26 protein-coding genes are annotated in these 23,297 nt (G+C 51.2%); 8 read left to right on the top strand and 18 right to left on the bottom strand.

The genetic code is table 11. From position 1 onward, the window contains the following. Positions 1 to 48 precede the first annotated feature (48 nt). Positions 49 to 633: a PadR family transcriptional regulator gene (locus tag WBL83_RS11165; RefSeq protein ID WP_424589206.1), complete on the bottom strand. Its 585-nt coding sequence runs from the start codon at positions 631 to 633 to the stop codon at positions 49 to 51. 10 nt (positions 634 to 643) lie between these two features. Further along, the gene (locus tag WBL83_RS11160) at positions 644 to 1,405 is read right to left on the bottom strand and encodes a siderophore-interacting protein (RefSeq protein WP_424589205.1); all 762 of its coding nucleotides are present in this window, start codon (positions 1,403 to 1,405) and stop codon (positions 644 to 646) included. Positions 1,406 to 1,679: 274 nt separating this feature from the next. Here WBL83_RS11160 and WBL83_RS11155 point away from each other — a divergent pair, with 274 nt between their 5' ends. Further along, the gene (locus WBL83_RS11155) at positions 1,680 to 1,895 is read left to right on the top strand and encodes a YdcH family protein (protein ID WP_424589204.1); all 216 of its coding nucleotides are present in this window, start codon (positions 1,680 to 1,682) and stop codon (positions 1,893 to 1,895) included. Positions 1,896 to 1,939: 44 nt separating this feature from the next. On the opposite strand, the gene yqfB is transcribed toward WBL83_RS11155, so the two are convergent. After that, complete coding sequence (gene yqfB, locus WBL83_RS11150; protein WP_424589203.1) at positions 1,940 to 2,254, bottom strand: N(4)-acetylcytidine aminohydrolase; 315 nt, start codon at positions 2,252 to 2,254, stop codon at positions 1,940 to 1,942. A gap of 30 nt (positions 2,255 to 2,284) precedes the next feature. Then, the gene (locus WBL83_RS11145; protein WP_424589202.1) at positions 2,285 to 2,458 is read right to left on the bottom strand and encodes a GhoT/OrtT family toxin; all 174 of its coding nucleotides are present in this window, start codon (positions 2,456 to 2,458) and stop codon (positions 2,285 to 2,287) included. Between the two features lie 331 nt (positions 2,459 to 2,789). On the opposite strand from WBL83_RS11145, the gene WBL83_RS11140 reads away from it, so the two are divergent. The 3 genes from WBL83_RS11140 to WBL83_RS11130 all read left to right on the top strand — a co-directional run bounded on the left by WBL83_RS11140 (position 2,790) and on the right by WBL83_RS11130 (position 4,810). After that, positions 2,790 to 3,116, top strand: coding sequence for a DUF3302 domain-containing protein (locus WBL83_RS11140; RefSeq protein WP_424589201.1), 327 nt, complete (start codon positions 2,790 to 2,792; stop codon positions 3,114 to 3,116). A gap of 4 nt (positions 3,117 to 3,120) precedes the next feature. After that, a complete protein-coding gene (locus tag WBL83_RS11135) occupies positions 3,121 to 4,257 on the top strand; it encodes an HlyD family secretion protein (protein WP_424589200.1) in 1,137 nt (378 codons plus the stop codon). A gap of 151 nt (positions 4,258 to 4,408) precedes the next feature. After that, positions 4,409 to 4,810, top strand: coding sequence for a YybH family protein (locus tag WBL83_RS11130; protein ID WP_424589199.1), 402 nt, complete (start codon positions 4,409 to 4,411; stop codon positions 4,808 to 4,810). A gap of 148 nt (positions 4,811 to 4,958) precedes the next feature. On the opposite strand, the gene fumD is transcribed toward WBL83_RS11130, so the two are convergent. The 6 genes from fumD to ydcS form a co-directional block, all read right to left on the bottom strand. Continuing rightward, on the bottom strand, positions 4,959 to 5,174 hold the full coding sequence (gene fumD / locus WBL83_RS11125) for a fumarate hydratase FumD (RefSeq protein ID WP_424589198.1): 216 nt from the start codon (positions 5,172 to 5,174) through the stop codon (positions 4,959 to 4,961). Positions 5,175 to 5,272: 98 nt separating this feature from the next. Further along, a complete protein-coding gene (gene patD / locus WBL83_RS11120) occupies positions 5,273 to 6,697 on the bottom strand; it encodes an aminobutyraldehyde dehydrogenase (protein ID WP_424589197.1) in 1,425 nt (474 codons plus the stop codon). A 19-nt stretch (positions 6,698 to 6,716) separates the two neighbouring features. Further along, the gene (locus WBL83_RS11115) at positions 6,717 to 7,523 is read right to left on the bottom strand and encodes an ABC transporter permease (RefSeq protein ID WP_424589196.1); all 807 of its coding nucleotides are present in this window, start codon (positions 7,521 to 7,523) and stop codon (positions 6,717 to 6,719) included. Further along, positions 7,513 to 8,451, bottom strand: a complete 939-nt coding sequence (locus WBL83_RS11110) for an ABC transporter permease (RefSeq protein WP_424589195.1) — start codon at positions 8,449 to 8,451, stop codon at positions 7,513 to 7,515. Before WBL83_RS11110 ends, WBL83_RS11115 begins: the two co-directional genes overlap by 11 nt. 7 nt (positions 8,452 to 8,458) lie before the next feature. Further along, on the bottom strand, positions 8,459 to 9,484 hold the full coding sequence (locus WBL83_RS11105) for an ABC transporter ATP-binding protein (RefSeq protein WP_424589194.1): 1,026 nt from the start codon (positions 9,482 to 9,484) through the stop codon (positions 8,459 to 8,461). Positions 9,485 to 9,497: 13 nt separating this feature from the next. Further along, on the bottom strand, positions 9,498 to 10,643 hold the full coding sequence (gene ydcS, locus WBL83_RS11100) for a putative ABC transporter substrate-binding protein YdcS (RefSeq protein ID WP_424589193.1): 1,146 nt from the start codon (positions 10,641 to 10,643) through the stop codon (positions 9,498 to 9,500). Between the two features lie 293 nt (positions 10,644 to 10,936). Here ydcS and WBL83_RS11095 point away from each other — a divergent pair, with 293 nt between their 5' ends. Further along, on the top strand, positions 10,937 to 11,323 hold the full coding sequence (locus tag WBL83_RS11095) for a VOC family protein (protein ID WP_424589192.1): 387 nt from the start codon (positions 10,937 to 10,939) through the stop codon (positions 11,321 to 11,323). 23 nt (positions 11,324 to 11,346) lie between these two features. Here WBL83_RS11095 and WBL83_RS11090 read toward each other — a convergent pair whose 3' ends face one another. The 5 genes from WBL83_RS11090 to WBL83_RS11070 all read right to left on the bottom strand — a co-directional run bounded on the left by WBL83_RS11090 (position 11,347) and on the right by WBL83_RS11070 (position 14,431). Beyond that, positions 11,347 to 11,688, bottom strand: coding sequence for a type II toxin-antitoxin system RelE/ParE family toxin (locus WBL83_RS11090; protein ID WP_424589191.1), 342 nt, complete (start codon positions 11,686 to 11,688; stop codon positions 11,347 to 11,349). Beyond that, the gene (locus tag WBL83_RS11085; RefSeq protein WP_424589190.1) at positions 11,648 to 11,893 is read right to left on the bottom strand and encodes a TA system antitoxin ParD family protein; all 246 of its coding nucleotides are present in this window, start codon (positions 11,891 to 11,893) and stop codon (positions 11,648 to 11,650) included. The genes WBL83_RS11090 and WBL83_RS11085 overlap by 41 nt, the downstream gene beginning before the upstream one ends. A gap of 129 nt (positions 11,894 to 12,022) precedes the next feature. Further along, positions 12,023 to 12,313, bottom strand: coding sequence for a muconolactone Delta-isomerase (catC, locus tag WBL83_RS11080; RefSeq protein WP_424589189.1), 291 nt, complete (start codon positions 12,311 to 12,313; stop codon positions 12,023 to 12,025). A gap of 166 nt (positions 12,314 to 12,479) precedes the next feature. Continuing rightward, positions 12,480 to 13,016: a GNAT family N-acetyltransferase gene (locus tag WBL83_RS11075; RefSeq protein WP_424589188.1), complete on the bottom strand. Its 537-nt coding sequence runs from the start codon at positions 13,014 to 13,016 to the stop codon at positions 12,480 to 12,482. 2 nt (positions 13,017 to 13,018) lie between these two features. Next, the gene (locus WBL83_RS11070; RefSeq protein WP_424589374.1) at positions 13,019 to 14,431 is read right to left on the bottom strand and encodes a PLP-dependent aminotransferase family protein; all 1,413 of its coding nucleotides are present in this window, start codon (positions 14,429 to 14,431) and stop codon (positions 13,019 to 13,021) included. 149 nt (positions 14,432 to 14,580) lie between these two features. On the opposite strand from WBL83_RS11070, the gene WBL83_RS11065 reads away from it, so the two are divergent. The 3 genes from WBL83_RS11065 to WBL83_RS11055 are packed head-to-tail and all read left to right on the top strand — an operon-like array spanning position 14,581 to position 17,116. Beyond that, the gene (locus tag WBL83_RS11065; RefSeq protein ID WP_424589187.1) at positions 14,581 to 15,981 is read left to right on the top strand and encodes a cytochrome ubiquinol oxidase subunit I; all 1,401 of its coding nucleotides are present in this window, start codon (positions 14,581 to 14,583) and stop codon (positions 15,979 to 15,981) included. Then, positions 15,981 to 16,994 (top strand): cytochrome d ubiquinol oxidase subunit II, encoded by a 1,014-nt coding sequence (gene cydB / locus WBL83_RS11060; RefSeq protein WP_424589186.1) that lies wholly within the window; start codon positions 15,981 to 15,983, stop codon positions 16,992 to 16,994. The genes WBL83_RS11065 and cydB overlap by 1 nt, the downstream gene beginning before the upstream one ends. Further along, positions 16,994 to 17,116 carry a DUF2474 domain-containing protein gene (locus WBL83_RS11055; RefSeq protein WP_424589185.1) on the top strand — a complete coding sequence of 41 codons (123 nt, stop codon included), beginning with the start codon at positions 16,994 to 16,996 and terminating at the stop codon, positions 17,114 to 17,116. Before cydB ends, WBL83_RS11055 begins: the two co-directional genes overlap by 1 nt. Before the next feature lie 146 nt (positions 17,117 to 17,262). Here WBL83_RS11055 and WBL83_RS11050 read toward each other — a convergent pair whose 3' ends face one another. Genes WBL83_RS11050 through nrfB form a run of 3 tightly spaced genes read right to left on the bottom strand, consistent with a single transcriptional unit; the run spans position 17,263 to position 23,032 of the window. After that, positions 17,263 to 18,129, bottom strand: coding sequence for a DUF4434 domain-containing protein (locus tag WBL83_RS11050; RefSeq protein WP_424589184.1), 867 nt, complete (start codon positions 18,127 to 18,129; stop codon positions 17,263 to 17,265). Next, a complete protein-coding gene (locus tag WBL83_RS11045) occupies positions 18,129 to 20,810 on the bottom strand; it encodes an NfrA family protein (protein WP_424589183.1) in 2,682 nt (893 codons plus the stop codon). The genes WBL83_RS11050 and WBL83_RS11045 overlap by 1 nt, the downstream gene beginning before the upstream one ends. Then, entirely contained in the window at positions 20,807 to 23,032 is a 2,226-nt protein-coding gene (nrfB, locus tag WBL83_RS11040; protein ID WP_424589182.1) for a cyclic di-3',5'-guanylate-activated glycosyltransferase NrfB, read from the bottom strand. Before nrfB ends, WBL83_RS11045 begins: the two co-directional genes overlap by 4 nt. Between the last annotated feature and the right edge of the window lie 265 nt (positions 23,033 to 23,297).

The raw sequence follows: 23,297 nt of genomic DNA, 5'->3' as shown, positions 1-23,297 counted from the left end.
GGCAGATTTACTTAAAACTTTATGCTTCATTGCAGAGAAATGGCGAAATTAACTCCGCTCGATGTCTTTCGCCGCCTGATCTAGGGTATCGATGATTTTGTACAGCGTCTCTTTAGGGAGATCGGGATGGCCGAGTTTGGTATTCAAAGCAACTTTAAAATTATGAATTGCACGTTGTATTTCCGGAATACGGCGGTTATCCCCCAGAACGCCTAACGACTCAAGTTTAGCGATGATATGAGTGAGAGGCTCTTGTTGCAGTGCGAGTTCTGCATGCCCTTCTTGAGTCAGCATCCACGCTTTTTTACTGCTGTCGCTTTCCACCGCCGTTATCAATCCCATCTCCTCAAGCAAAGAGAGGTTCGGATAGATAATCCCCGGGCTTGGTACATATTCACCTTTAGCAATCGCCTCGATGGATTTGATTAACTCATAGCCGTGCGCGCAATTGCTTGAAAGGAAATGCAGGATCAGCAGACGAATGTCGTTGGCATCAAACAGACGTTCACGACGCATGCGCCCTTTCCCTTCCATGCCGCCATGTTCGTGATGGCCATGACCACCGTGCAAGCCGTGTCTTTCGTGACGTTCATGTTTGGCACAAAATCGATGATGAAGATGATGGATTCTCATATCCGTTTCCTTATTTGTTATGCCAGTAAGCCACAGCGCGAACGTAATCACCGTCCAGACCGCGGGTTTCCAGCAGTTCATCGCTCAATTGTTTGACGTCGCGTCCTTCTCCGGTGACCCAGACAAAATAGTCATTCTCCGGGAATTCAATATGGCTGACGTGTTGAGCGAGTGATTCGCTATCAAGCCGGTAAACCTGAGCGTGTGTAAACTCGCTGAGATAGTCGAGGCTTTGGGCGTGTTGGCTGTTAACCAGCACGGTTGGGGCAATATGTTCTGGCAAGGACAGCAGTCGACGGCGAACTGCCGGTAAACCGCTTTCATCGCAGATGTAGAGCTGGAAGGCGTAATCGGTCGGAACAACCAGTGAACCGCGTGGCCCGCCGATCAGTAATGTGTCGCCTGGCGTGGCATTTTCAGCCCACAAACTGGCGACGCCACCGTCATGAATATAAAAATCCAGCGTCAGTTCGTTACGTTCGGCGTTAAATTCGAGCGGGGTGTAATCGCGGGAAAGTGGGCGCTGGCCTTCACCCCATACAATGCCGTCATCTGTGACTGACGGGCGAATGTAATCACCGCTTTCTGGTGGGAAAAACACTTTCACGTGGTCATCAAATCCACGCGAATTAAAACCCGCTAACTCCGGGCTGCTAAAGACGATGCGATAAAAACAGCCTGCGATGGTCTCTTTGCTAATGACAGTTAACTGACGGAATTTGATGTCGTTTTTTACACGTTGAGGAAGATTAGGTTTGGTTTGTAAGGTCATTGGATTCTCATTTTAGGGCGCTTAAGATATATCATAGATATGTTTTAGCACATGAGAATGAGATTGTCGTTATCAATTTTTGCCGTTAAGCAAGGGGTGAGATGGTGAAATTTTACACTCAATTGTTAACGCGCCTCAGGGATCGCAAATTGACAAACCCTTACCAAGCGGTGCTTCCAATTCACAGGCAGCGGTGCCTACACTGCAAGTGGCAACCACTGCCGGGTCAGACTCCATTCATCATCTATCCAAATAACAGTCCAGGAGGTTCGCAATGTTTCCTGAGTACCGTGAATTGATTAACGAACTAAAATCCACTAACCCGCGTTTCCTCAGCTTGTTTGACAAGCACAATCAGCTCGACGATGAAATTTTACGCAAGGGAGGGCCACAAGGGACGGGATACAACGAGAAAGTCGTACAGATGAAAAAAGAGAAGTTACGGCTAAAAGATGAGTTGTATGAGATGTTGAAGAAAGCCAGTCATTAGCGAACTTCGTTTTCAGGAAGGGGGATCTCCCCTTCCTTTGTTATTTAAGCTGCTTTTACCAACCTGAACACAATCGCGTAAAGCTCATTCAAACCAGGATAAATTTCAGCAATAACCTCTTTAAGCTGAGGCAGCGTCATGTTTTCCTGCCGCGCATGTTCGGCCGTCAGTTGGTCGAGCAGAACGGGCGTCACGCTTATCACTTCAATGGTGCAGAAATAGACGTCATCTTCATAACGCCCGACGCGCAACTGCTGGCCCGGGGTGAAGTGCGATTCAGAGGCGTCACGTAGCGTTATCGTTTTGCGACCGGCAACAATATCGTTCTCAAAACGCTGAAAAAAGGTCATGTCATTCATAACGCATCCTGGTTAAAAACGTAAAACGAATTAAAACAGCGAGAACATTAACGCGACCGGGAAACTCATCGGCCAGGTTGCCCCCACCAGCACAGAGCTCAACAGTTTAATTCGTTTTTTATCATGAGCCAAAAACCATGTGATCACAGCGGTTATCAACGACATGACTGCGTAAAAAGCTAACATTTTCTGGTAAAGAGTCATTTTTATAAATTAGTAGCCTAAAAAACCTGCCGCAAAATATGCTCTTTTTTATGACGCAGATCAAGTTTTAGCGACCACTTACTCCCTGTTTTCCGCCTCGTTTGACGATTGCATAATAGTTTGTGACGAAACCAATTAACTGTCACGAGGAAATTCTGGATAACGCTTCGTTTAAACGCATAAATGTTAGCTGAAGAGATAAACTCCGGTGTCATCCTCTTTAGAAGTAGTAGAAACAAAGGATAAACAGTAAATTTTTTTAATTCATTACTCGTCGTTTAGATTACGACTATCTTTAATTAAGAACTCTACTTATCTGTTTGAGGTCGTTATGTTTCTTAATTACTTTGCGCTCGGCGTACTTATTTTTGTTTTTCTGGTTATTTTCTATGGGATCATTATTCTTCATGACATTCCTTATCTAATTGCTAAATCCCGGAATCACCCTCATGCCGATGCAATCCATGTTGCCGGTTGGGTGAGCTTGTTTACTCTGCATGTTATATGGCCATTCTTATGGATTTGGGCCACGCTCTATCGACCTGAACGGGGCTGGGGAATGCAGCAAAACCCAGAGGTGACACTGGCTTCGTTACAGCAAAGGGTTACTGAGCTGGAGCAAAAGTTAGACAACAATAAAATAACTCCATCGGAGTAATATCATGGATTTACTCATTATCCTGACATATGTCGCTGTTGCATGGTCGATATTCAAAATATTTAAAATACCGGTAAATAAATGGACTGTGCCGACCGCCGCATTGGGAGGGGTGTTTTTAATTGGCGCGCTCATTTTATTAATGAACTACAACCACCCTTATACTTTTCTGGCGCAAAAAGCGGTTATTTCAATTCCATTAACACCGCAAGTAACAGGAATAGTGAGTGAGGTTACCGATAAACAAAATACAATGATAAAAAAAGGTGAAGTGCTGTTTAAATTAGACCCTACTCGTTATCAGACGCGGGTCGACAGACTTCAGGCCGATTTAACCACCGCTATTCATGGTACCGAGTCGCTCAAATCTGAACTCGACGCGGCGATTGCCAACACGTCTCGTGTCAGTGCTGAACGTGACCGACTGTATAAAGATTACCAGCGTTACCTTCAGGGCAGTAAAGCGCGGGTTAACCCCTTCTCTGAAAGCGATATTGATAACGCCCGGCAGAACTATCTCGCCCAGGACGCACTGGTGAAAGGTTCGGTTGCCGAGCAGTCACAAATCAAAAGCCAGTTAGAGAGCACGGTCAATGGTGAGCAATCACAGATTGTGAGCTTGCGTGCCCAACTTGCTGAAGCCAAATACAACCTTAACCAGACGATTGTGCGCGCGCCGAGTGACGGCTACGTGACACAAGTGCTGATCCGCCCGGGAACCTATGCGGCTGCCCTGCCGTTACGGCCGGTGATGGTGTTTATCCCGCAGCAAAAACGCCAGATTGTTGCGCAATTCCGCCAAAACTCGCTGTTACGTTTAGAGGCCGGTGATGAGGCTGAAGTGGTGTTTAATGCCCTGCCTGGGCAAGTTTTCGCGGGAAAACTAACGAAAGTTTTGCCTGTGGTGCCTGGCGGTTCTTATCAGGCGCAAGGTACGCTGCAATCACTGACGCTGACACCAGGCAGTGATGGCGTGCTGGCGATAATCGAACTGGCACCTAATGCACAAGTCGATGCGTTACCGGATGGGATTTTTGCCCAGGTCGCCGTTTATTCTGACCACTTTAGCCATGTTTCAGTGATGCGTAAGGTGCTACTGCGCATGACGAGCTGGATGCATTATCTGTATCTTGACCACTAGCATTTCATTCTGGCGGTTGACGCACCCGCGTCATCCACCCTTTTTGGTCGTTGTTATCCAAAAATAAAAATGCTCGCTTTTGCGAGCATTTTTATTGCAGAAATAAGCTGTTATGGTGCCACTCAGGGGTTAATTTTACAGGAGAGTTGTCATGCATCCACACCCGATACGCCAGATCATTGAAGCATGTGACAAGGCCATCTCAGCGAAAGATTTTGACTCGCTCATGGAGTACTACGCGGAGGACGCGGCGCTGGTGGTCAAGCCTGGCATGATAGCCCGAGGAAAAGATAATATCCGCAAAGCGTTCATTGCCATATCTGACTACTTTCAGGATAAGTTAATCGTTGAACAGGGTGAAATGCAGGTCATTGAAGGTGCCGACAATGCACTGGTTATCATGGAAACCGTGCTTCGCTTCCCTGACGGTCACGGTGGAATGGTTGAAACAACACGCCGGGCAACCTATGTGTTCAGGCTCGAGAGCAACAACCGCTGGCTTTGCACTGTCGATAATTCTTACGGAACATCCCTTCTGGATGGCGATAAATAAAGGAGCTTTTATGACGACATTTAGCCTCCTCGCCATATCGTCTTTTGATTAGGTTTAACGACTTCGGTATGAGGCTGGCACTGCGGGGAGGCACTTCATGGAGGTACTGCGGGCTCTTTCCAGCCCAGAGGCTGGAATACATCTTGAGTTAGTGCTGAAAAGCTAGCGCATCTATCACAGCACGCATCGCATCTTCCGTTATTTCTGTTCGCTTGATCTTCTTGTTGGCAAGCGACGTTCTCAACACTCCCGCGATAACAATGTGCTTAGGCTCCTGACCCAAATCACGCATCTCAAGCACCACTTTTCCGACCACCCGACACATTTCCTGATACAGTTCTTCATCTTTTGCTTTGCTTCCCACGCACATCTCCAGTCTCTGGCACAAAAAAACTATTCATCGAGCCATAAAAAAAGTGGCTGATATATTAAGGCAATATATAACAGCCACTTGAGTTCAGCTTAGTGTTTTATCATTACATGCCGAATCACGGTGTAATCTTCAAGGCCAAACAGCGACATATCTTTGCCATAGCCCGATAGTTTTTGCCCGCCGTGCGGCATTTCACTCACCAGCATGAAATGGGTATTCACCCACGTACAGCCATACTGCAAACGCGCACTCAGGCGATGGGCGCGGCCTACATCTTTCGTCCATACCGAAGAAGCCAGCCCGTAGCTGGAATCGTTCGCCCAGCCGAGGACTTGTTCTTCTTCATCAAACAAAGTGACACTCACCACCGGGCCAAACACCTCTTTTTGCACGATGTCATCTTCCTGCTTCGCTCCGGCAAGCAGCGTTGGCTGGAAGTAATATCCAGGCCCTTCGACTTTCGCGCCACCCGTCACGACCTTGACATGCGACAGCGCTGTCGCGGCATTCACCGCGTTGCTTACGCGTTCAAGGTGTGCAGCAGAACTCAGTGGCCCCAGTTCGGTAGACTCATCCTCAGGTGCCCCGTATTTCAGGCTGCTGACGGCTTCGCCCAGTTTCTCAACCAGTTTGTCGTAAATCCCTTTTTGAGCGTAAATCCGACATGCCGCGGTACAGTCCTGGCCTGCGTTGTAATAACCAAACGTACGCACACCTTCGACCACCGCATCGAGGTCGGCATCATCAAAAACGATGACGGGTGCTTTGCCGCCCAACTCCATATGGGTGCGTTTAATTGATGGCGCGGTATGGCTGATAATATGTTCGCCAGTGGCAATCGAGCCGGTTAATGACACCATGCGGACTTTTGGATGACCGGTCAGCGCATCACCGACTGTCTGCCCGCGCCCAAACAGCACGTTCAGTACGCCCGCCGGGAAAATATCTTTAGCAAGCTCAGCAAGTTTAAAGGCAGTTAGCGGTGTGATTTCGGACGGTTTGATGACCACACAGTTGCCCGCCGCAAGTGCGGGGCCGAGTTTCCAGGCCGCCATCATCAATGGATAGTTCCACGGTGCGATAGACGCCACTACGCCCACCGGATCACGGCGGATCATCGAGGTATGCCCGCTGAGATATTCCCCCGCAGCCAGTCCATTCAGGCAACGGCTAGCCCCGGCAAAGAAGCGAAACACATCCACTACCGCCGGAATTTCATCATTCAACACGCAGTGGTATGGCTTGCCACAGTTTTGCGATTCAAGGCGGGCAAACACTTCCGCATTTTGTTCGATAACGTCAGCCAGTTTTAACAGATGTTCCGCACGCTCTTTTGGCGTAGTTTGCCCCCAGCTCGCGAAGGCGTTATCCGCAGCCAGCACCGCATTATTCACCTGTTCCGCAGTCGCTTCGCCAATCTCTAGCAGCACTTCTCCTGTTGCCGGATTGTAGACCGGCAACTTTTCCCCCAGGCCGTCAACTAACTGGCCATTAATCAATAATTGGCTTTGCATAGTGATACCCTTCTCAACGTTATTTACCGCTGCCCGCGACGTCATCTCCGCCACGGCTCAGCCAGTACGCCCCTAGAATCGGAATGGTGGTCATCAGCATCACCATTAACGCCACCACATTCGTAACCGGAACTTCGCGCGGGCGCCCAAGTTGATTGAGGAGCCACAACGGCAGGGTGCGCTCATGTCCGGCAGTAAAAGTGGTGACAATAATTTCATCAAACGACAGCGCGAACGCCAGCATACCTCCGGCTAATAACGCCGAGCCCAGATTGGGCAAAATGACATAGCGGAAGGTTTGCCAGCCATCGGCACCCAAATCCATCGACGCTTCAATCAAGCTGTATGAGGTACGACGGAAACGGGCGATGACGTTGTTAAACACAATCACCACGCAGAATGTCGCGTGTCCGACCACTATCGTGAAAAACCCCGGCTCAAAATTCATCATCTTAAAGGCTGTTAACAGCGCCAGGCCGGTGATAATCCCCGGCAAAGCAATGGGTAACAACAGCAATAAAGAGATGGCGTTTTTGCCAAAGAACTCGCGTCGCCACAATGCCGCTGCAGCAAGCGTGCCAAGTATCAAAGCAAGTATAGTTGCCAGCGAGGCAATTTTAAGTGACAACGTCACCGCTTCGAGAATATCCCCTCGCGACGCCGCAACGCTAAACCAGTGCAGCGTCAGCCCTTTAGGTGGAAAGCTAAACGCCGCTTCTTCGGTGTTAAACGCGTAAAGCGCAATGATAAGCAACGGGAAATGCAGGAAGATCACCCCGCCCCAGGCGGCAATTTTGAGCAGTAACGGTGCGCGTTCAGAGTGCATCGAAAGCCCCCAGTCGTTTCACCAGTGACAGATAAATGGCGATCAGGACAATCGGCACCAGCGTGAAGGCGGCCGCCATCGGCATATTGCCAATCGCCCCTTGTTGCGAATAAACCATGTTGCCGATGAAATACCCCGGCGGCCCCACCAGTTGCGGCACAATAAAATCACCGAGCGTCAGTGAGAACGTAAATACTGAACCTGCGGCGACACCCGGAATGGCCAGCGGTAAAATCACATGACGAAAGGTTTGCGATGGGCGAGCGCCCAAATCGGCCGACGCCTGTAACAATGACGGCGGCAAACGCTCAAGGGCGGCCTGAATCGGCAAAATCATGAACGGGAGCCAGATGTAGAGAAACACCAGGAAGCGGCCAAATCCGGAAGTAGACAGCGTGTTACCGCCCACTGCCGGAATGGTCAGCATCAGATTTAACACCGGCTCAAGCCCCATATGGCCGAGGAACCACTGCGCCACACCATCGCGTGATAACAGCAGCGTCCAGGCATACGCCTTAACGATGTAACTGGCCCACATCGGCAGCATCACGGCAATATAGAAAAACGCTTTAAGCTTGCCGCTGGTGTAACGCGCCATAAAGTACGCCATCGGAAAAGCCAACACCGCGCTGGCGAGCGTCACCGCAATCGCCATCGTCAGAGTTCTCAGGATGATGTCGTAATTAGCCGGGTTAAATAGTGCGGCAATGTTGGCAAATGTCAGGTCCGGCGTGACCGACATCGTGAAATCATCGAAGGTGTAAAACCCTTGCCACAGCAGCGTCAGCAAAGAGCCAAGGTAAATCACGCCAAACCACAGCAGCGGCGGCAGCAATAATAAGGCCAGCCAGAAGCCAGGGCGCTGCCACAAAAAGGTGGCGACGCGCCGCATCAGGCGGTTGTCAGGATGGGAGGCAGGCAGACTCATATCCATTTCATCCTTCCCCCTGCAGCGCAACCATCGCCGCACGGGGCCAGACTGCGGTGACCTGCTGGCCGATTTGATAGCGCTCTTCGCTGATAATACGTTGTGGATTCGCCTCACTGACCAACAGTTTTTCACCATCCGGAAGGCGCAATTCAAAACGCGTTGCTGCACCCTGGTAGTGGATTTCCTGAATCATGCCGCTGACACGGATTTCGTGGCTGTGGCCCGGCTCATCACTGAGAACGATATGTTCCGGGCGCAGCGAAAATAACTTTTCTTCACCGCAGACTTTCCCGGAAAGCGCCGGTTGCAGCACGTTTGAGGTACCGACAAAACTCGCGACAAATGCAGTACGCGGCTTCATATACAACTGACGTGGCGTATCCACCTGCTCGATACGCCCGTTATTGAACACCGCCACGCGGTCGGACATCGATAACGCTTCGCTTTGGTCGTGGGTGACGAAGATAAAGGTGATGCCTAACTCGCGCTGCAGGTTTTTCAACTCGCCCTGCATCTGCTCGCGCAGTTTAAGATCCAGAGCGCCAAGAGGTTCGTCGAGCAACAACACGCGCGGGCGATTCACCAGTGCGCGCGCTAATGCCACGCGCTGGCGCTGGCCACCTGAAAGCTGTGAAGGTTTACGAGCATGAACAAAACCCAGCGCCACGCGCTCAAGCGCTTCCTGCGCTTTGGCGAGCCGGGTTTTTTTATCCACCCCTTTTACCATCAACCCGTAAGCGACGTTTTCCAGCACCGTCATATGTGGGAACAGGGCGTAATCCTGGAAAACCGTATTAACGTCCCGCTGATAAGGCGGCACGTGTTGTGCCGGTTTGCCAAAAATCGCGATTTCGCCGGAAGTGACCTGTTCAAATCCGGCAATCAGGCGTAAGCAGGTGGTTTTGCCCGAGCCTGATGGCCCGAGCATGGAGAAAAATTCCCCGTCTTCGATATCAATCGAGACGTTATCGACAGCGCGAACCTCTCCGTAAAGGCGCGAAACATCATGAAACTGCACAGCGTACGGCATAACGCCTCCAGGCTTAACGGCCACCCATAATGGCGATGTAATCCTGGGTCCAGCGACTGTACGGTACAAATTTCCCGCCTTCTGCTACCGGAGTTTTCCAGAACACGATCTTATCGAAGTAATTAAAGCCGTTGGTTTCGCAGCCTTTATCGCCCAGCAGAGTACTGGCTTTACACCCTTCTGCCACCGCTGGCAGAGACCCAAACCAGGCAGCGACATCCCCCTGAACTTTCGGCGTCAGCGAGTGGTTCATCCATTTGTAGGCACAGTTCATGTGTTTCGCATCAGCATGCAGCATAGTGGTGTCCGCCCAACCGGTGACGCCCTCCTTTGGGAATACCGTGGCGATCGGCTGGCCTTCACCTTTCAGGGCGTTGGCCTGATATGGCCACGCGCTGGAGGCGACAACACCTTCATTTTTGAAGTCGCTCATCTGAACGGTGGTGTCGTGCCAGTAGCGGTGAATCAGGCCGTGTTGGTCACGCAACACTTTCAGGACAGCCTGGTATTGTTCTTCCGTCAGTTGGTACGGGTCGTTAATGCCCAGTTGCGGTTGCGTGGCTTTCACAAACAGCGCCGCATCGGCAATATAGATTGGCCCGTCATAGGCCTGCACGCGGCCCTGGTTGGTTTTACCGTCAGGTAAATCTTGTTTGACGAACACCACACTCCAGCTATCAGGAGGGGTTGGGAAGGTTTTGGTGTTGTACATCAGCAGGTTCGGCCCCCACTGATAGGGCGTGCCGTACACTTTGCCGTCGACGTTAAACCACGATCCTTTAACCAGCCGAGGATCAACATTTTTCCAGTTTGGGATAAGCGACGTGTTAATCGGTTGCACGCGTTTGCCCATTATCAGACGTAACGACGCATCCCCCGACGCGGTGACCAGGTCATAACCGCCCTTCGCCATCAAACTGACCATTTCATCGGAGGTGGCTGCTGTTTTCACGTTCACCTTACAACCGGTCTCTTTTTCGAAATCAGTCACCCAGTTATAGGCTTTGTCGGTATCGCCACGCTCGATATAACCCGGCCAGGCGATAATATCGAGCTGCCCTTCGCCATCACCAATTTTGTCTGGAAGCCCTGCCGCCTGTGCAGAAAGCACGGTCAAACAGAGTGTGGATAGAGTCCATATAGCCTGTTTTGTACGCATTGCTGCTACTCCTGTCGGAATGATAAAGGCGGCACGGCATGAGAAATCGGTGCCGAAAGAGCAAAAAAAATCCCCGTAAAAAAACAATAGTCTGCGTAAATATGGCGAGCATGCTGGCGGCAGGAAATTTCACCAGGTTGTGATAGACAACGCAGTAAATGGTTAACGGTAAATGCCAGTCTTGCTTTGGTAACTGGATGATTTTTAAAGTGTAGGTGAGCGTTAAACGAAGCGCTGAAATGCACACTCAGAATTACGCAACTATCGAAATTTCATATGGATGGAGGTAAAAAATGCAGGTTGCTCATATTGCCTTGTGGACCAATAACCTTGAGAAGGCGTGCGCTTTCTGGCGCGACCATTTCAATGCTCAAATTGGTGAGGCTTATCACTCGAAGCGCCGCGAAGGGTTTATCTCCCATTTTGTGACGCTGAGCAGCGGCCCGGCGCTGGAACTCATGACGCTCCCAGGGCTTGTGAATAAACCCGCTCTGGAGGATAACCGCACCGGCTGGGCACATATTGCGATCGGTCTCGGTTCGGTCGAAGCCGTTGATAAGCTGGTGGCAGAACTAAAGCCGCTGGGCGCTTTAGTCCACGAAGCCCGCTGGACGGGGGATGGTTTTTACGAGGCGGTGATTGCCGACCCGGACGGTAATCTGATTGAGATTACGTCCTGATCGTCGGCCAAAAAAAGGGCCGGTTATCGGCCCTGAGTTTCAATGAGTCGCAGGTCTGATTTACGCTGGCGCTTGAGCATTTCATAGAAGTTTTCATGCGCGCCAAGGCTAAGCAGATAGAGTTCAAGCCGTGCATCCTGCCAGTTATAGCCTAATAGCGCTAACTGGTTGTTCAGATGGAATTTATGCACCCGTAAATACCCAAGATCGCCCTTCTTTCGCTCACCAATTTCTGGATCAGCGATGACCTTGTCAATTTCATTTTCCACCTGCACCTGGAAAGGCTCAGGCAGTTTCTCCAGCGCCTTTCCAAAGCGAGCAGTTTCATACACTGTCAGGGTTTTGCCGTTTTGTTCTGCGGACATATTTTTGCACTCTGCCATTTTCCATTTCGCTATGTGCCAGCATGGTTTCTTTAATAAAGCTGTACGGCAGATCAGGGTTATCTTCTACGATTTGCCCAATCTTCGCCCAATACTCTATTTGTTTTGGCACACTCCGGCTGCAGGCGTCGGCGTGAATTTTAACATCCGCTACAAACTGGTCATCTAACCGTATGCTAATAGCCATGTTCATACTCCATCACCTCCATGTGACCTTCAGTTGTGAATAAGTCTACGCGCATAACATCGCGCAATGCGACAAAATGTCGCAAATTTGCGAGATGTGTTCAAGAACTATTTTTTTTGCTGAGTTTTTTTATTTATCGTCGCTGCGAACCGATGACGGATGGCGGCACAGCGCATCAACTTTAATGTCCATATACGGATAAAGTGGTAAGCCCATTAATAGATTGTGTAACTCTTCGGCATCCTGAACATCAAAAATGCTGACATTGGAATAAAGCCCCGCCACACGCCAGATATGCCGCCACTTACCTTCATTCTGAAGTTGCTGTGAATAAGCTTTCTCTTGCGCTTTAATTTCAGCGGCCGTTTCCACCGGCATATCGAGTGGAATATTTACCGTCATCTCAACTTTAAATAGCATTCATCTCTCCTTATGCCTTACGGCGTTATGCAAACCAAACGGCGTTTTCTGACAATAGGAGTTTCTCTGCCGTAACGTCAACGGCGGTAATCGAATTGTTGTGCGATTATCGATGCGTTTCGCTGATACGGCAGAGTTTTGTGATCGCGGTGGAATATCCCGCGCTTTATTGCAATTGGTTTTTGGTCACGCGATACAAAATATGCCGGCACAGCGGCTGACCTTTCTGAATAGCAGGATGGTCAAACTCTTCGCAACGACGCATACCAATTTTTTCCATCACGCGTTGGGATGGCAGGTTTTCCAGCGCGGTAAAGGCGACGATTTCGTCCATTGCGAATTGGTCGAAACCGATTTCCAGTGCTTTACGTGCCGCTTCTGGCGCGTAACCTTGGCCCCAAAACGAACTGTCCAGACGCCAGCCAATTTCAATCACCGGTTGGAAAGGCAATTCATAACCCGGAATATTCAGGCCAACAAAGCCGATAAACGCCCCGCTGCTTTTTTCCTCGACCGCCCAAAAACCCCAGCCTTTTTCCGCAAGTATGCGTTCAATCGCAGTCACCATAGTGTCGCTTTCCTCGCGAGTGCGGGTATCTGGGAAGTAACGCATGACTTCTGGACTGGCATTCATTGCCGCAAACGGTTCGCGGTCGCTGGGCTTCCACGGGCGCAAAATAAGGCGTTCGGTCTGGTATTCCATGTTTACTCCTTGATTTGTTGTCGAATTAAACCTGCCAGCGTAATGACTGCATGTTGTTCTCGTTCGCCTAACGCCCAGGATGCATTAAGACGGAAATAATTATGCCATGCGCCGCCCGTAGTAAACATTTTGCCTGGGGCGATACTGATTTTATCGGCAATCGCTTGTTCACTGAGCAGGCTGGCATCCATATATTCAGGTAATTCAACCCACAGAAAATAGCCGCTTTCACTGTGATGAATTTTCACTTCACTGGGGAAATGCTGATGCAACGCCTGCCAGGTTTGCTGTTTACGTTCCGCCAGAACACGGCGGAGTTTGCGTAAATGGGTGTCGTAACGTTTGGTCGCCAGATAATCAACCAGTGCCAGTTGCATAGGCGAACTGGTGGAAAGCGTGCTCATTAATTGCAGTTGCTGAATACGCCGCGCATGTTTGCCTGCGGCTACCCAACCGATGCGAAACCCCGCCACCAGGCACTTTGAAAAGGACGAACAATGTAACGTCATGCCTTGCTCGTCAAAGGCACGGGCCGGTAACGGACGCTCGCGCCCGTAATACAATTCGCTGTAAACATCATCTTCAATCAGCGTGACATTATGCTGCTGTAGTAACGCTACCAGTTGTTGTTTCTTTTTAGGTGACAGTGTCACGCCAAGCGGATTTTGACTGTTGGTCATTAACCAGCAGGCTTTCACCGGATAGTCATTAAGCGCCTGTTTCAGGGCGACCAGGTCAATCCCATTTTGCGGATCGGTGGCCACGGAAAGCGCCTTTAAACGTAAACGTTCCAGTGCCTGTAGCGCCCCATAGAAACAGGGGTTTTCAACGATGACCCAATCCCCGGGTTCGGTAACCGCTTGCAGACTGAGATTAAGCGCTTCGAGCGCACCAGCGGTGATCACGATTTCCTCTGGCGAGACCTGCATTCCCTGCTGCGCATAGCGCCGGGAAATAGCGTGCCGCAAGGCTTCGTTACCCGGCGGCAGGTTTTCAATCACGCTCATGGCGGTGGCGGTTTTGCTGACCGTCGCCAGCGAGCGATTCAATTGTTGAAGGGGAAATAAACGCGGGTCAGGAAAAGCCGAGCCGAATGGCACGACGGTGGCGTCGCAACTGGCCTGCAACACATCAAAAATGTAGGTATTAATATCCACTGATTCGTCGCGTGTCACTTTCACGGGTGCAAGCGTGCTGCGTGTAGCGGGTCGGGACGCCACGTAATAACCCGACTGCGGCCTGGCGACAATCACGCCCTGGCTTTCGAGGGTTTGATAGGCGTGGCTGACCGTCATAAAACTCATGCCGCTCATCGTCACCTGCTCACGTAGTGACGGAAGTTTACCCCCTGGCAACCAGGCACCAAGGGCAATCTGGTCAATAATTTGCTGCGCAAGTTGCTGGTATTTCTTCATGGTAAACCTGTGCTTGCTGTCTATATCAGTCATCTAAAAATACGCCATTTATGCAAACTGTTATAGTTAAATAACCGCTTTCTGTTTCTGATTAATCGCTGCGCAACGCTCTAACATAGCCTCGAAGTTATTGTGCTATGAGGTTGTGCATGTTTGATGTAGACGCTTTTCATCTGGCAAGGATCCAGTTCGCTTTTACGGTCTCCTTCCATATTATTTTCCCGGCCATCACCATCGGGCTTGCCAGTTATCTGGCGGTGCTGGAAGGGCTGTGGCTGAAATCAAAAAATCCGGTTTACCGTTCGCTTTACGATTTTTGGTCGAAGATTTTCGCCGTTAACTTTGGCATGGGCGTGGTGTCTGGCCTGGTCATGGCCTATCAATTTGGTACTAACTGGAGCGGCTTTTCGCAGTTCGCTGGCAGCATCACCGGGCCGTTACTCACTTATGAAGTCCTGACGGCGTTTTTCCTTGAGGCAGGCTTCCTTGGCGTCATGTTGTTTGGCTGGAAGCGCGTCGGGCCGGGGCTGCATTTCTTTGCTACCTGTATGGTCGCACTCGGCACATTGATGTCCACCTTCTGGATCCTCGCATCCAATAGCTGGATGCAGACGCCACAAGGGTTTGAAATCCACAATGGCCAGGTGGTGCCGGTCGACTGGTTTGCGGTGGTGTTTAACCCGTCATTCCCCTACCGCTTGCTGCATATGTCGGTGGCAGCGTTTTTGAGCAGTGCGTTTTTTGTCGGAGCGTCGGCGGCATGGCATTTGCTGCGCGGCAATAAGACGCCAGCGGTCAAAACCATGTTTTCGATGGCGTTGTGGATGGCGCTCATCGTCGCCCCCCTGCAGGCGATGATTGGTGATATGCACGGCCTGAATACTCTGAAGCACCAACCGGCGAAAATTGCCGCCATTGAGGGGCACTGGGAAAACGTGCCTGGCGAACCCACGCCACTGTTGCTGTTTGGCTGGCCGGATATGGAACAGGAACGCACGCGTTACGGGCTGGAAATCCCGGCGCTTGGCAGTCTGATCCTTACCCATAGCCTGGATAAACAAGTTCCCGCGCTCAAAGAGTTCGCGAAAGAAGACCGGCCAAATTCCACCATGGTGTTCTGGTCATTCCGCATTATGGCGGGACTTGGCATGCTGATGATCCTGGCGGGCATGTTCAGCTTGTGGTTGCGGTATCGCCACCGGTTATACGAAAGCCGCCCATTCCTGCGCTTTATGTTGTGGATGGGGCCATCCGGGCTGATTGCGATTCTTGCAGGCTGGGTGACAACCGAAGTGGGCCGCCAACCGTGGGTGGTGTATGGCTTGTTGCGCACCAAAGATGCCGTTTCAGCGCACGGGAATTTGCAGATGAGCATCAGCCTGCTGACGTTCTTTGTGGTGTACATGTCGGTATTTGGCGTGGGTTACAGCTATATGGTCAGGCTTATCAGGAAAGGCCCGCAGCCATTTGATGACGATACACCTTCTGCTCACGGCACTCCCTCTCGCCCGCTTTCGGCGGTTACAGACTCACTTGAGGAGCCACGTTAATGGGCATCGATCTGTCAGTTATCTGGTTTGTGATTATTGTGTTTTCCACCCTGATGTACATCGTGATGGACGGCTTTGATCTCGGTATTGGGATACTTTTCCCGTTGGTGCGCGATGCGCAAGACCGCGACGTGATGGTCAACAGCGTTGCACCGGTGTGGGACGGCAACGAAACCTGGCTGGTGTTAGGAGGTGCAGCACTGTTTGGTGCCTTCCCGCTGGCTTATGCCGTGATTGTTGATGCGCTGACTATTCCGCTTTCATTGATGCTTATCGGGCTGATCTTCCGTGGTGTGGCGTTCGAATTCCGCTTTAAAGCCACGCCTGCTCACCGGCCATTCTGGGACAAAGCGTTTATTAGCGGTTCGAGTCTGGCGACGTTTTGCCAGGGCGTAGTAGTCGGTGCAGTGATTTCAGGCTTCCCGGTGACGGGCCGAACTTTTAGCGGCAGCCAGCTCGATTGGTTAACACCGTTTAATCTGTTCTGTGGCTTCGGACTGGTGGTGGCGTATGCGCTGCTGGGTGCCAGTTGGCTGGTGATGAAAAGCGAAGATCCACTGCTCACTACCATGCGTAAACTGATAAAACCATTGCTGATTATGATGCTTATGATCATCGCGGTGATCAGCATCTGGACGCCACTGTCACATCCGCAAATTGCGACTCGCTGGTTTAGTCTGCCGAATCTCTGGTTCCTGTTGCCGGTACCGATTTTAGTGCTGATATGTAGCGCCTTGATATGGAAATCAGCCGGCAGCGAAACTAGCTGGCACAGCACGCCATTTCTGCTCACCCTGGGTTTGATCTTCCTCGGTTTTAGCGGATTGGGTATCAGCATTTGGCCGTATCTGATCCCGCCGTCGATAACTCTGTGGCAGGCCGCCGCACCGCCACAAAGCCAGGGCTTTATGCTGGTTGGCGCGCTGTTTATTATCCCGATTATTTTGGTTTACACCTTCTGGAGTTATTACGTTTTTCGCGGAAAAGTACCGCATGGCGAGGGGTATCACTGATGAAGCAGGTGGGTATTCGTTTGATGTGGATGGTGGTGTTATGGGGCGGCAGTGTTTTGGCACTGACCGCCGTGGGGATGGGGTTCCGGTTGTTGATGAGCGCGGCGGGGTTTAAATCCTGAGACGAAAACGGTGGATGACGCTAACGCTTATCCACCCTACAAAACCCAACATCAAAACCCAAATCCCAGGTCGGATAAGCGTTAGCGTCATCCGACATAAGCAACAACCGTAGGTCGGATAAGCGCAGCGTCATCCGACACAAGTTTTACCTCGCCAACACCCCGTTGGCGGCACTCATATAACGCAATGAAAAGTAAATCCGGTCCTGCCCATGCGGGACCGGAGTCGACATCCATTTCTGCTGATACGCCGCCGGTGCAGGCTGCGCTGTAAACGTTTTGGCCTGCTTGTCCTGGCGGAACAGCTCGATAACCTTCCCCGCAGAGGGCGCTTGCAGATACAACGCGCGCTCAGCGTCCGTTAACACCTGCGTTCCCCCGCCATCCTGCACCCAGACCTTTACACCGCTATGGCTCAGCGTGGTAACCCATTTGTTGTAGGAATCCGGCGTCATGTTTCCGGCGAAGAAGCTACTGACCGCAACGGGCTTATCCGCGACGGCTTCCAGCGATACCCGCGTTTTTTGCAGCCAGTTTTCAGCGACCTGCTGCATTTGCGGGTTACGCCACCTTCGATCATCAAGTTCACTGCTGATATACCAGCCAGCAATCGACTTCTCCCCAAGCACTTCTACCCAACGCCGGGCGACCGCAACATCCCTGGCGCGTAACTGGTTGAGATAGTTTTCGAGTGCCGGTTGCGGTTGTTTTTGTCGCTCAAAAAACTGCCCATCCGCCGCAAGACCGATAACCAGTTTCAGACCACTTGCGGTAGTGATTTTCGCTTTATGCTCAAGCCAGTCGCGAGATCCCCCACCGGTAAACGCCTCGTCGTAACGGCTCCACTGCAACACCAGAGTGTCGATTCCCTGCCCTTTAAGTTTGCTCATTACACTTTGCCACTGGGCATCGGAGACGTTGGTATCGCGCAGTTGAGGTTGATACATCACGGCATTCATGGCATGGCTCGCAGGTGCGGCCAGAAGCAAGGTGGTTAAAAGGATTTTCATCATTACCAACGCGCTCCTAATGTCAGGAAGAGATTATTTTTTGAATCGGTTTCACGGTTATGCCCGGAGAGTGCCCGTTGATATTCCAGGCCCACGCTGACCTTGTGCGGGAAAGCGCTGTAGCGCGAATCGCCAAACCAGCTATTGAGCCGCACCCCGACGCCTCCCAGCGTATTATCGCGATAAGGGCTGTCGGTGCTGGCGTTATACTGCGCATGCCAGTAAGGCTCAATCGTCTGGTGGTTGTTCACTTTCTGATGCCAGCTCATGCGGTAATCCGCGGTATACAGTTGATAGTCAGCTTTCACGAAGTGCGCCGCATCCAGATACAGGTTTTGCGCCATCCAGCCCTTTCCGGTGGGATGCCAGTCATCGCTGTATTTTCCGCCATTAAAGAATGAGGCGCTGGCGCGCAACATCACATCACTTTTACCGCCGTTATGGCTCAGTGGAATTTGCTGTTCAGCCGCCAGATAAATAACCTGGTCACGCAGCGGTTTCCAGCGCACGCCCAGACCGAGCATCGGCTCATAAACCGGCATAAAGCTGTGGCTGCCGTTATCATCGCTCCCGGCAAACACACGGCTGTAAACGGAAAGCTGATCGCCGTCGACAAGCTGGTTTTTACCGATTCGATACTCCGCCTCGAACTGCTGATAGCTGCGATAATTTTTGCCCTGCTGAACACCGTTGCTGCCACCACCGCTATTGATGGAATCTGGAGTTAAACCGAATGAACCATCGTATGTGAAGGTCCAACGACGTTGACTGTCCTCATGGATGCGGCGGAACGCAAAGCGGTCTGCCTTCTGTTTATCGCTCAGCTGTTGCTGCGGCGTGAGGGTGTTATCAATGTCATCCACCACCCGTTCGCTGTACTCACGGGTTTTCGGTTTATTGTCCAGACGCTCGTTGAGATACACCAGTTGGCGCAGGATTTCCGGTGAGTCCGGATGAGTAACACGGGCTTTTTCCAGTGCGTCGCGGGCTTCAGCGTGGTTTCCTTGCGCTAACAGCGCAAAGCCTCGTGCGGCGTCATCCATTTCTGGCGCAGAGTCTGTTTTCAGATTCGGTCTTTCTGACGCGGGAACGCGCGCCCAACTCGCTTTGGCTAGCGCATAATCTTCTGCGTCATACGCCAGATAAGCCACCTGCCGTTGATAATAGGGTGCGGGATCACGCGCCACCGCTTGTTGCGCGGCATACAGCGCGAGACCAGGCTGGTTCGGATAGCATTGCGCCAGATGCGACCAGCTTTCGGCATCATACTGTGCTGACAAATCGCCTAGCAGATTGCGCACGATGGCGCAGTTTTGTGGCCCCTGAAACAACCGCGCCTGTGCCATACGTTGTGTGGCCGTCGGTAAGGGGTTTTGCAGACGTGCTCTGCTTTGCGCTGAAAGCCATTCAGGATGACGCTCAAGCTGGCCGTACAAACGCATCGAGAGCGAATCCTGCCATTCACCAGCCTGATTAAACGGCCAGTAATGCAGCAGCAAGTCAGTGGCCATTTTCCCCTGGCCCATAGCAACCAGATGGTAACTGGCTCTTTCCAGCTCTTGCGATGACAAGCCGCGCGTCTGGTTGATTTTACTGATTAACTGCATGCTGGATTGAGTGTCTTTACGAGCCAGACTCAACGCCAGGCGCTGATCAAGCCCCTCTTCATCCGGGAATTTGCTGAGCATGGCACTCGCCCCGTTCCAGTCGCCTTTTTGGATACGTATGGGTACCAGTGTGGTTAACAGATACTGCTGGTTTTCCGGGTATCTGACCGTCCAGTTAGCAACCGCCTTGCCGGGATCCTGGCAGTAAGTTGCCAGTAAGCGTAGCCAGTTACGTTCTTCGGCAGGATTTGTAAACACCGGCTGACGGCTGGTGAGATAGTGGCGCAGTGGCGTTATCGCATGGCGTTCCGCCAGCGATTGCGCATAGGCAAGTTGCATCCCTGGGCTGTTCATCACGCCCTGGTTTTGCAAATCCAGAATTCGCTGGTCACGACGCATATGTAGCAAGATGGCAAACCACTGCTGGTACTGTGCCTCGGTCAGGGTGGCGTCGCTATCTAACAGCGCGTAACCCTGGTCCGCTGCTGCCCACTGCTGCCTGTAAATCGCACGCTGGATGTAGTTATCCGTTAGCTGTTGAGCCGCTTTGGTGTGACGGAATTTCGGGTCTGATAATTGGGCGCGAGCGATGTCTAACTGATTGAGCTTGATAGCATAGTTTCCGACCTGGCTGCGACACTCAACGCCTGGTTCTGCATCACACTTATTTTGCAGCGCCAGCAGATCCCCAAGGGTGTTTACTCGTGGAACAGGAACCGGAATGGCCGCCAGCGCTCGCTGTAAATCAGGGTTTTGCGGTTGTTTCTGGAGCTCGCCATTCAAAAATGCCTGCGCTTTCTTATCGTGCCCAAAATAGCGATAAGCCTCTGCGAGCCATAATGACAGACGCACACTTTCAGGCGCCATTTCATGGGCATGTTCAAAGCTACTCAGCGCCCGCGTTTCGTCATTGGCTTTCATGGCTTTGTGCGCCCGCTCAATATGCGGATACACCTTGAAGTAGCTGTAATCGTTTAAGCCCAGATCTTGTTTTGTTCCTTCTTCTGCTGCCAGTGCAGGCGTCATAATCAATGCACCGCAAACCAGTACGGCCAGCGGGTTCAGACGGATATTCATAACGTCTCTCCAGCCAGACGAGCCTGTTGCAATGGATTAATGCCCGCCTTTTGCAGCAACTGGTTCAGGGACGGTTGCAGTTTCTTCTGCTGTTCGAGTGCGTGATTGACCACGTGCTGGCTGACAACGCCTTCTTGCACCAGGTATTCGCCAAACATCAAATCGCTGCGCTCATAGCGCAGTAACACCGCGCGCAGCACGGCTTCGTTAAGATGGGACTCGGTTGTCAGCACTTCGGCAAACAGCAACTGTCCGGAAACGTATTTATCCCACAGGTCTGCAGCTTGTGACTTGCTGAGAAGCTGTTCCTTGACGGCATTGTCCAGTAATCGTTTTTCTTTCAGTAACTCTTCAGCACCGTACCAGTAGCGCAGGCCAATCACTACCTGACCACGAGGTACGACGACGTATTTGACCGGACGACCCACTTTGCGGCTCAGTGCAGAGAGTGAAACCGGATCGATGGCGTTTTCGCAGGCAACAATCAGATTCTCGCCTTCAATACGCAGCGGCAGCACCGCATGGTGTTGCGCGACTTTAGCCGGAATGCTGTTGATCAACTGGGGATCCAGCGCCAGTGAGTCAATGGACTCCATCGGCACTTCAGCCTGTTTTGCCAGTGCAACCGCAAGCTGTTCAGCAGTGATATAACCCATTTGTACCAGGCTGCCGCCCAGTTTCAGGCCCGGAATGCGGTTTTGCAGGGCTTGTTCAAGTTGTTGTTGGGTAATCACGCCTGAATCCACAAGGATATAACCCAGTGGCTGGGTGGAACGTTGGTCGCTGACGGTCGGGAAATCGTGGGTGGTTTTATCCCATGCAACACGACGCGGGTCGCCGTGTTGAATAACCTGTTTAATTGCCCGCCAGTTGGCCATAAAGTTAATCAGGTTGCCCCAGAACAGACGTGGGAGTACCAGCAACCCTTGCCCCAGCCCGTAATAGCCGGTGACGAAAATCATGCGTTGAACAATGCGATTGGTCATCAGCCCGAAGTTAATCCACAGCAATGTGGTGAGCCATGGGCCGCCGACAAAGATCGACAGGAATTGCCATGCCCCATCCACGCTGCGCTGATAAATCATGATTGCGACCAACTGTAACATCACCAGCATCGCGGCAAAGCTCAGAAAGTTGGCGATGGCCCCTTTACGGTCTCGCCATAAGAAATAGTTCAGAACCGGACTTGAGCTCCAGCGGTGGGTTTTGAAGCCCTGGAAGACAATGCCGATTATCCAGCGCGATTTTTGACGCACTGCGGTGGTAAAAGTGTCCGGGAAATATTCGCGCACGCAGATAACATTAGCGGTACGGGCGCGCTGGCCAAAGGGTTTACTCGAGGTGTCACTTTTATCCACCACCGGGAATCGGCAGAAGATTTCTTCCATGCCCTTTTGACGCAAACGGAACCCGATGTCGTAATCTTCCGTCAAACTCTGCACGTCAAAAGCGATACCGTCACCATCGGCCAACAGTGCTAATACTGCACGACGGCTAAAACAGGTGCCCACGCCTGCGCTCGGAACCTGGCCTGCCAAAGCTTCACGAACCGGAACATCTTTACCGTGCAGTTCGGAAAACTCATCCAGATAACTGAGGCTGGTGAAATGCGTCCATTTACGTTCAAACGGATAGACCGGGATTTGAATTAAATCTTTGCGGTCGACAAGATAATTAAACAGGCGTAATTCGAGTGGTGAAATCACATCTTCTGCATCGTGAAGAATAAAGCCGGAGAAAGTAAAACGGGCACTGCGTTCGAACTGCAAAATAGCGTCGAGAATGTTATTCAGACAATCGGCTTTGCTGGTGGGACCAGGGCGTGCGCACACCACTTTATGGACATTCGGAAAGCGTGCGCAGACGTCGTCAACATCGCGTTGTGTGTCGAGATCATTCGGATAAGTGCCGACGAAAATATGATAGTTTTCGTAATCCAGGGAGCTTGCAGCAAGCCGGGCCATATTTCCGATAACGCCGGTTTCGTTCCACGCGGGAACCATAATCGCCAGCGCCTTTTCCTGTGGTTCATACAGGGCTTTGTAATCCAGATAATCATTTTTGCGATAGACCGTCACCGATCGCCATATACGGCGAACCCAATAGACGATATCAATAAATAAGTCATCGATGCCGCTAATTAACATCAGTATCGCCAGAGTAATAGCGATAATTTTCAATCCATATAGATACGTTGAAAAGTCATCAACAAACCAGTCCATTTTTTTATCCCCAAAGGTCATGTAAAACCCATTGCTCTCTTCCATACGAGTCCAGGCGCATACGCAATAAGGTTTCGCATGTTACCCGTATCATAAAGCAATCGGATAAATACGGAAAGTGCAATAATCTATGAATGGTATCATCTCAAATCATTTAAATTGTATCATAAGGGAAACAACCAGTGTTTTTCACTGGCATTTACAAATGTTACGGCAGATTAATCGAGTTAATGAAAATGAGAATTTTTTGTGATCGGGATTAGCT

This window comes from Buttiauxella sp. (genome assembly GCF_049686335.1).
Lineage (GTDB): Bacteria > Pseudomonadota > Gammaproteobacteria > Enterobacterales > Enterobacteriaceae > Buttiauxella.
The sequence above is the reverse complement of the archived record's forward strand: the minus strand, read 5'-3'. Positions and strand labels throughout refer to the sequence as shown.

Excerpts from the sequence above, each read along its gene's own strand:
- yqfB (WP_424589203.1), bottom strand. The coding sequence starts at position 2,254 with ATGAATGACATGACCTTTTTTCAGCGTTTTGAGAACGATATTGTTGCC.
- cydB (WP_424589186.1), top strand. The coding sequence starts at position 15,981 with ATGGGCATCGATCTGTCAGTTATCTGGTTTGTGATTATTGTGTTTTCC.
- WBL83_RS11050 (WP_424589184.1), bottom strand. The coding sequence starts at position 18,129 with ATGATGAAAATCCTTTTAACCACCTTGCTTCTGGCCGCACCTGCGAGC.
- WBL83_RS11055 (WP_424589185.1), top strand. The coding sequence starts at position 16,994 with ATGAAGCAGGTGGGTATTCGTTTGATGTGGATGGTGGTGTTATGGGGC.
- WBL83_RS11045 (WP_424589183.1), bottom strand. The coding sequence starts at position 20,810 with ATGAATATCCGTCTGAACCCGCTGGCCGTACTGGTTTGCGGTGCATTG.
- WBL83_RS11070 (WP_424589374.1), bottom strand. The coding sequence starts at position 14,431 with ATGAAGAAATACCAGCAACTTGCGCAGCAAATTATTGACCAGATTGCC.
- WBL83_RS11090 (WP_424589191.1), bottom strand. The coding sequence starts at position 11,688 with ATGTCCGCAGAACAAAACGGCAAAACCCTGACAGTGTATGAAACTGCT.
- WBL83_RS11065 (WP_424589187.1), top strand. The coding sequence starts at position 14,581 with ATGTTTGATGTAGACGCTTTTCATCTGGCAAGGATCCAGTTCGCTTTT.
- WBL83_RS11155 (WP_424589204.1), top strand. The coding sequence starts at position 1,680 with ATGTTTCCTGAGTACCGTGAATTGATTAACGAACTAAAATCCACTAAC.
- nrfB (WP_424589182.1), bottom strand. The coding sequence starts at position 23,032 with ATGGACTGGTTTGTTGATGACTTTTCAACGTATCTATATGGATTGAAA.
- WBL83_RS11110 (WP_424589195.1), bottom strand. The coding sequence starts at position 8,451 with ATGAGTCTGCCTGCCTCCCATCCTGACAACCGCCTGATGCGGCGCGTC.
- WBL83_RS11165 (WP_424589206.1), bottom strand. The coding sequence starts at position 633 with ATGAGAATCCATCATCTTCATCATCGATTTTGTGCCAAACATGAACGT.
- WBL83_RS11130 (WP_424589199.1), top strand. The coding sequence starts at position 4,409 with ATGCATCCACACCCGATACGCCAGATCATTGAAGCATGTGACAAGGCC.
- WBL83_RS11105 (WP_424589194.1), bottom strand. The coding sequence starts at position 9,484 with ATGCCGTACGCTGTGCAGTTTCATGATGTTTCGCGCCTTTACGGAGAG.
- WBL83_RS11115 (WP_424589196.1), bottom strand. The coding sequence starts at position 7,523 with ATGCACTCTGAACGCGCACCGTTACTGCTCAAAATTGCCGCCTGGGGC.
- WBL83_RS11135 (WP_424589200.1), top strand. The coding sequence starts at position 3,121 with ATGGATTTACTCATTATCCTGACATATGTCGCTGTTGCATGGTCGATA.
- WBL83_RS11145 (WP_424589202.1), bottom strand. The coding sequence starts at position 2,458 with ATGACTCTTTACCAGAAAATGTTAGCTTTTTACGCAGTCATGTCGTTG.
- WBL83_RS11095 (WP_424589192.1), top strand. The coding sequence starts at position 10,937 with ATGCAGGTTGCTCATATTGCCTTGTGGACCAATAACCTTGAGAAGGCG.
- WBL83_RS11160 (WP_424589205.1), bottom strand. The coding sequence starts at position 1,405 with ATGACCTTACAAACCAAACCTAATCTTCCTCAACGTGTAAAAAACGAC.
- WBL83_RS11140 (WP_424589201.1), top strand. The coding sequence starts at position 2,790 with ATGTTTCTTAATTACTTTGCGCTCGGCGTACTTATTTTTGTTTTTCTG.
- ydcS (WP_424589193.1), bottom strand. The coding sequence starts at position 10,643 with ATGCGTACAAAACAGGCTATATGGACTCTATCCACACTCTGTTTGACC.
- catC (WP_424589189.1), bottom strand. The coding sequence starts at position 12,313 with ATGCTATTTAAAGTTGAGATGACGGTAAATATTCCACTCGATATGCCG.
- WBL83_RS11085 (WP_424589190.1), bottom strand. The coding sequence starts at position 11,893 with ATGGCTATTAGCATACGGTTAGATGACCAGTTTGTAGCGGATGTTAAA.
- patD (WP_424589197.1), bottom strand. The coding sequence starts at position 6,697 with ATGCAAAGCCAATTATTGATTAATGGCCAGTTAGTTGACGGCCTGGGG.
- WBL83_RS11075 (WP_424589188.1), bottom strand. The coding sequence starts at position 13,016 with ATGGAATACCAGACCGAACGCCTTATTTTGCGCCCGTGGAAGCCCAGC.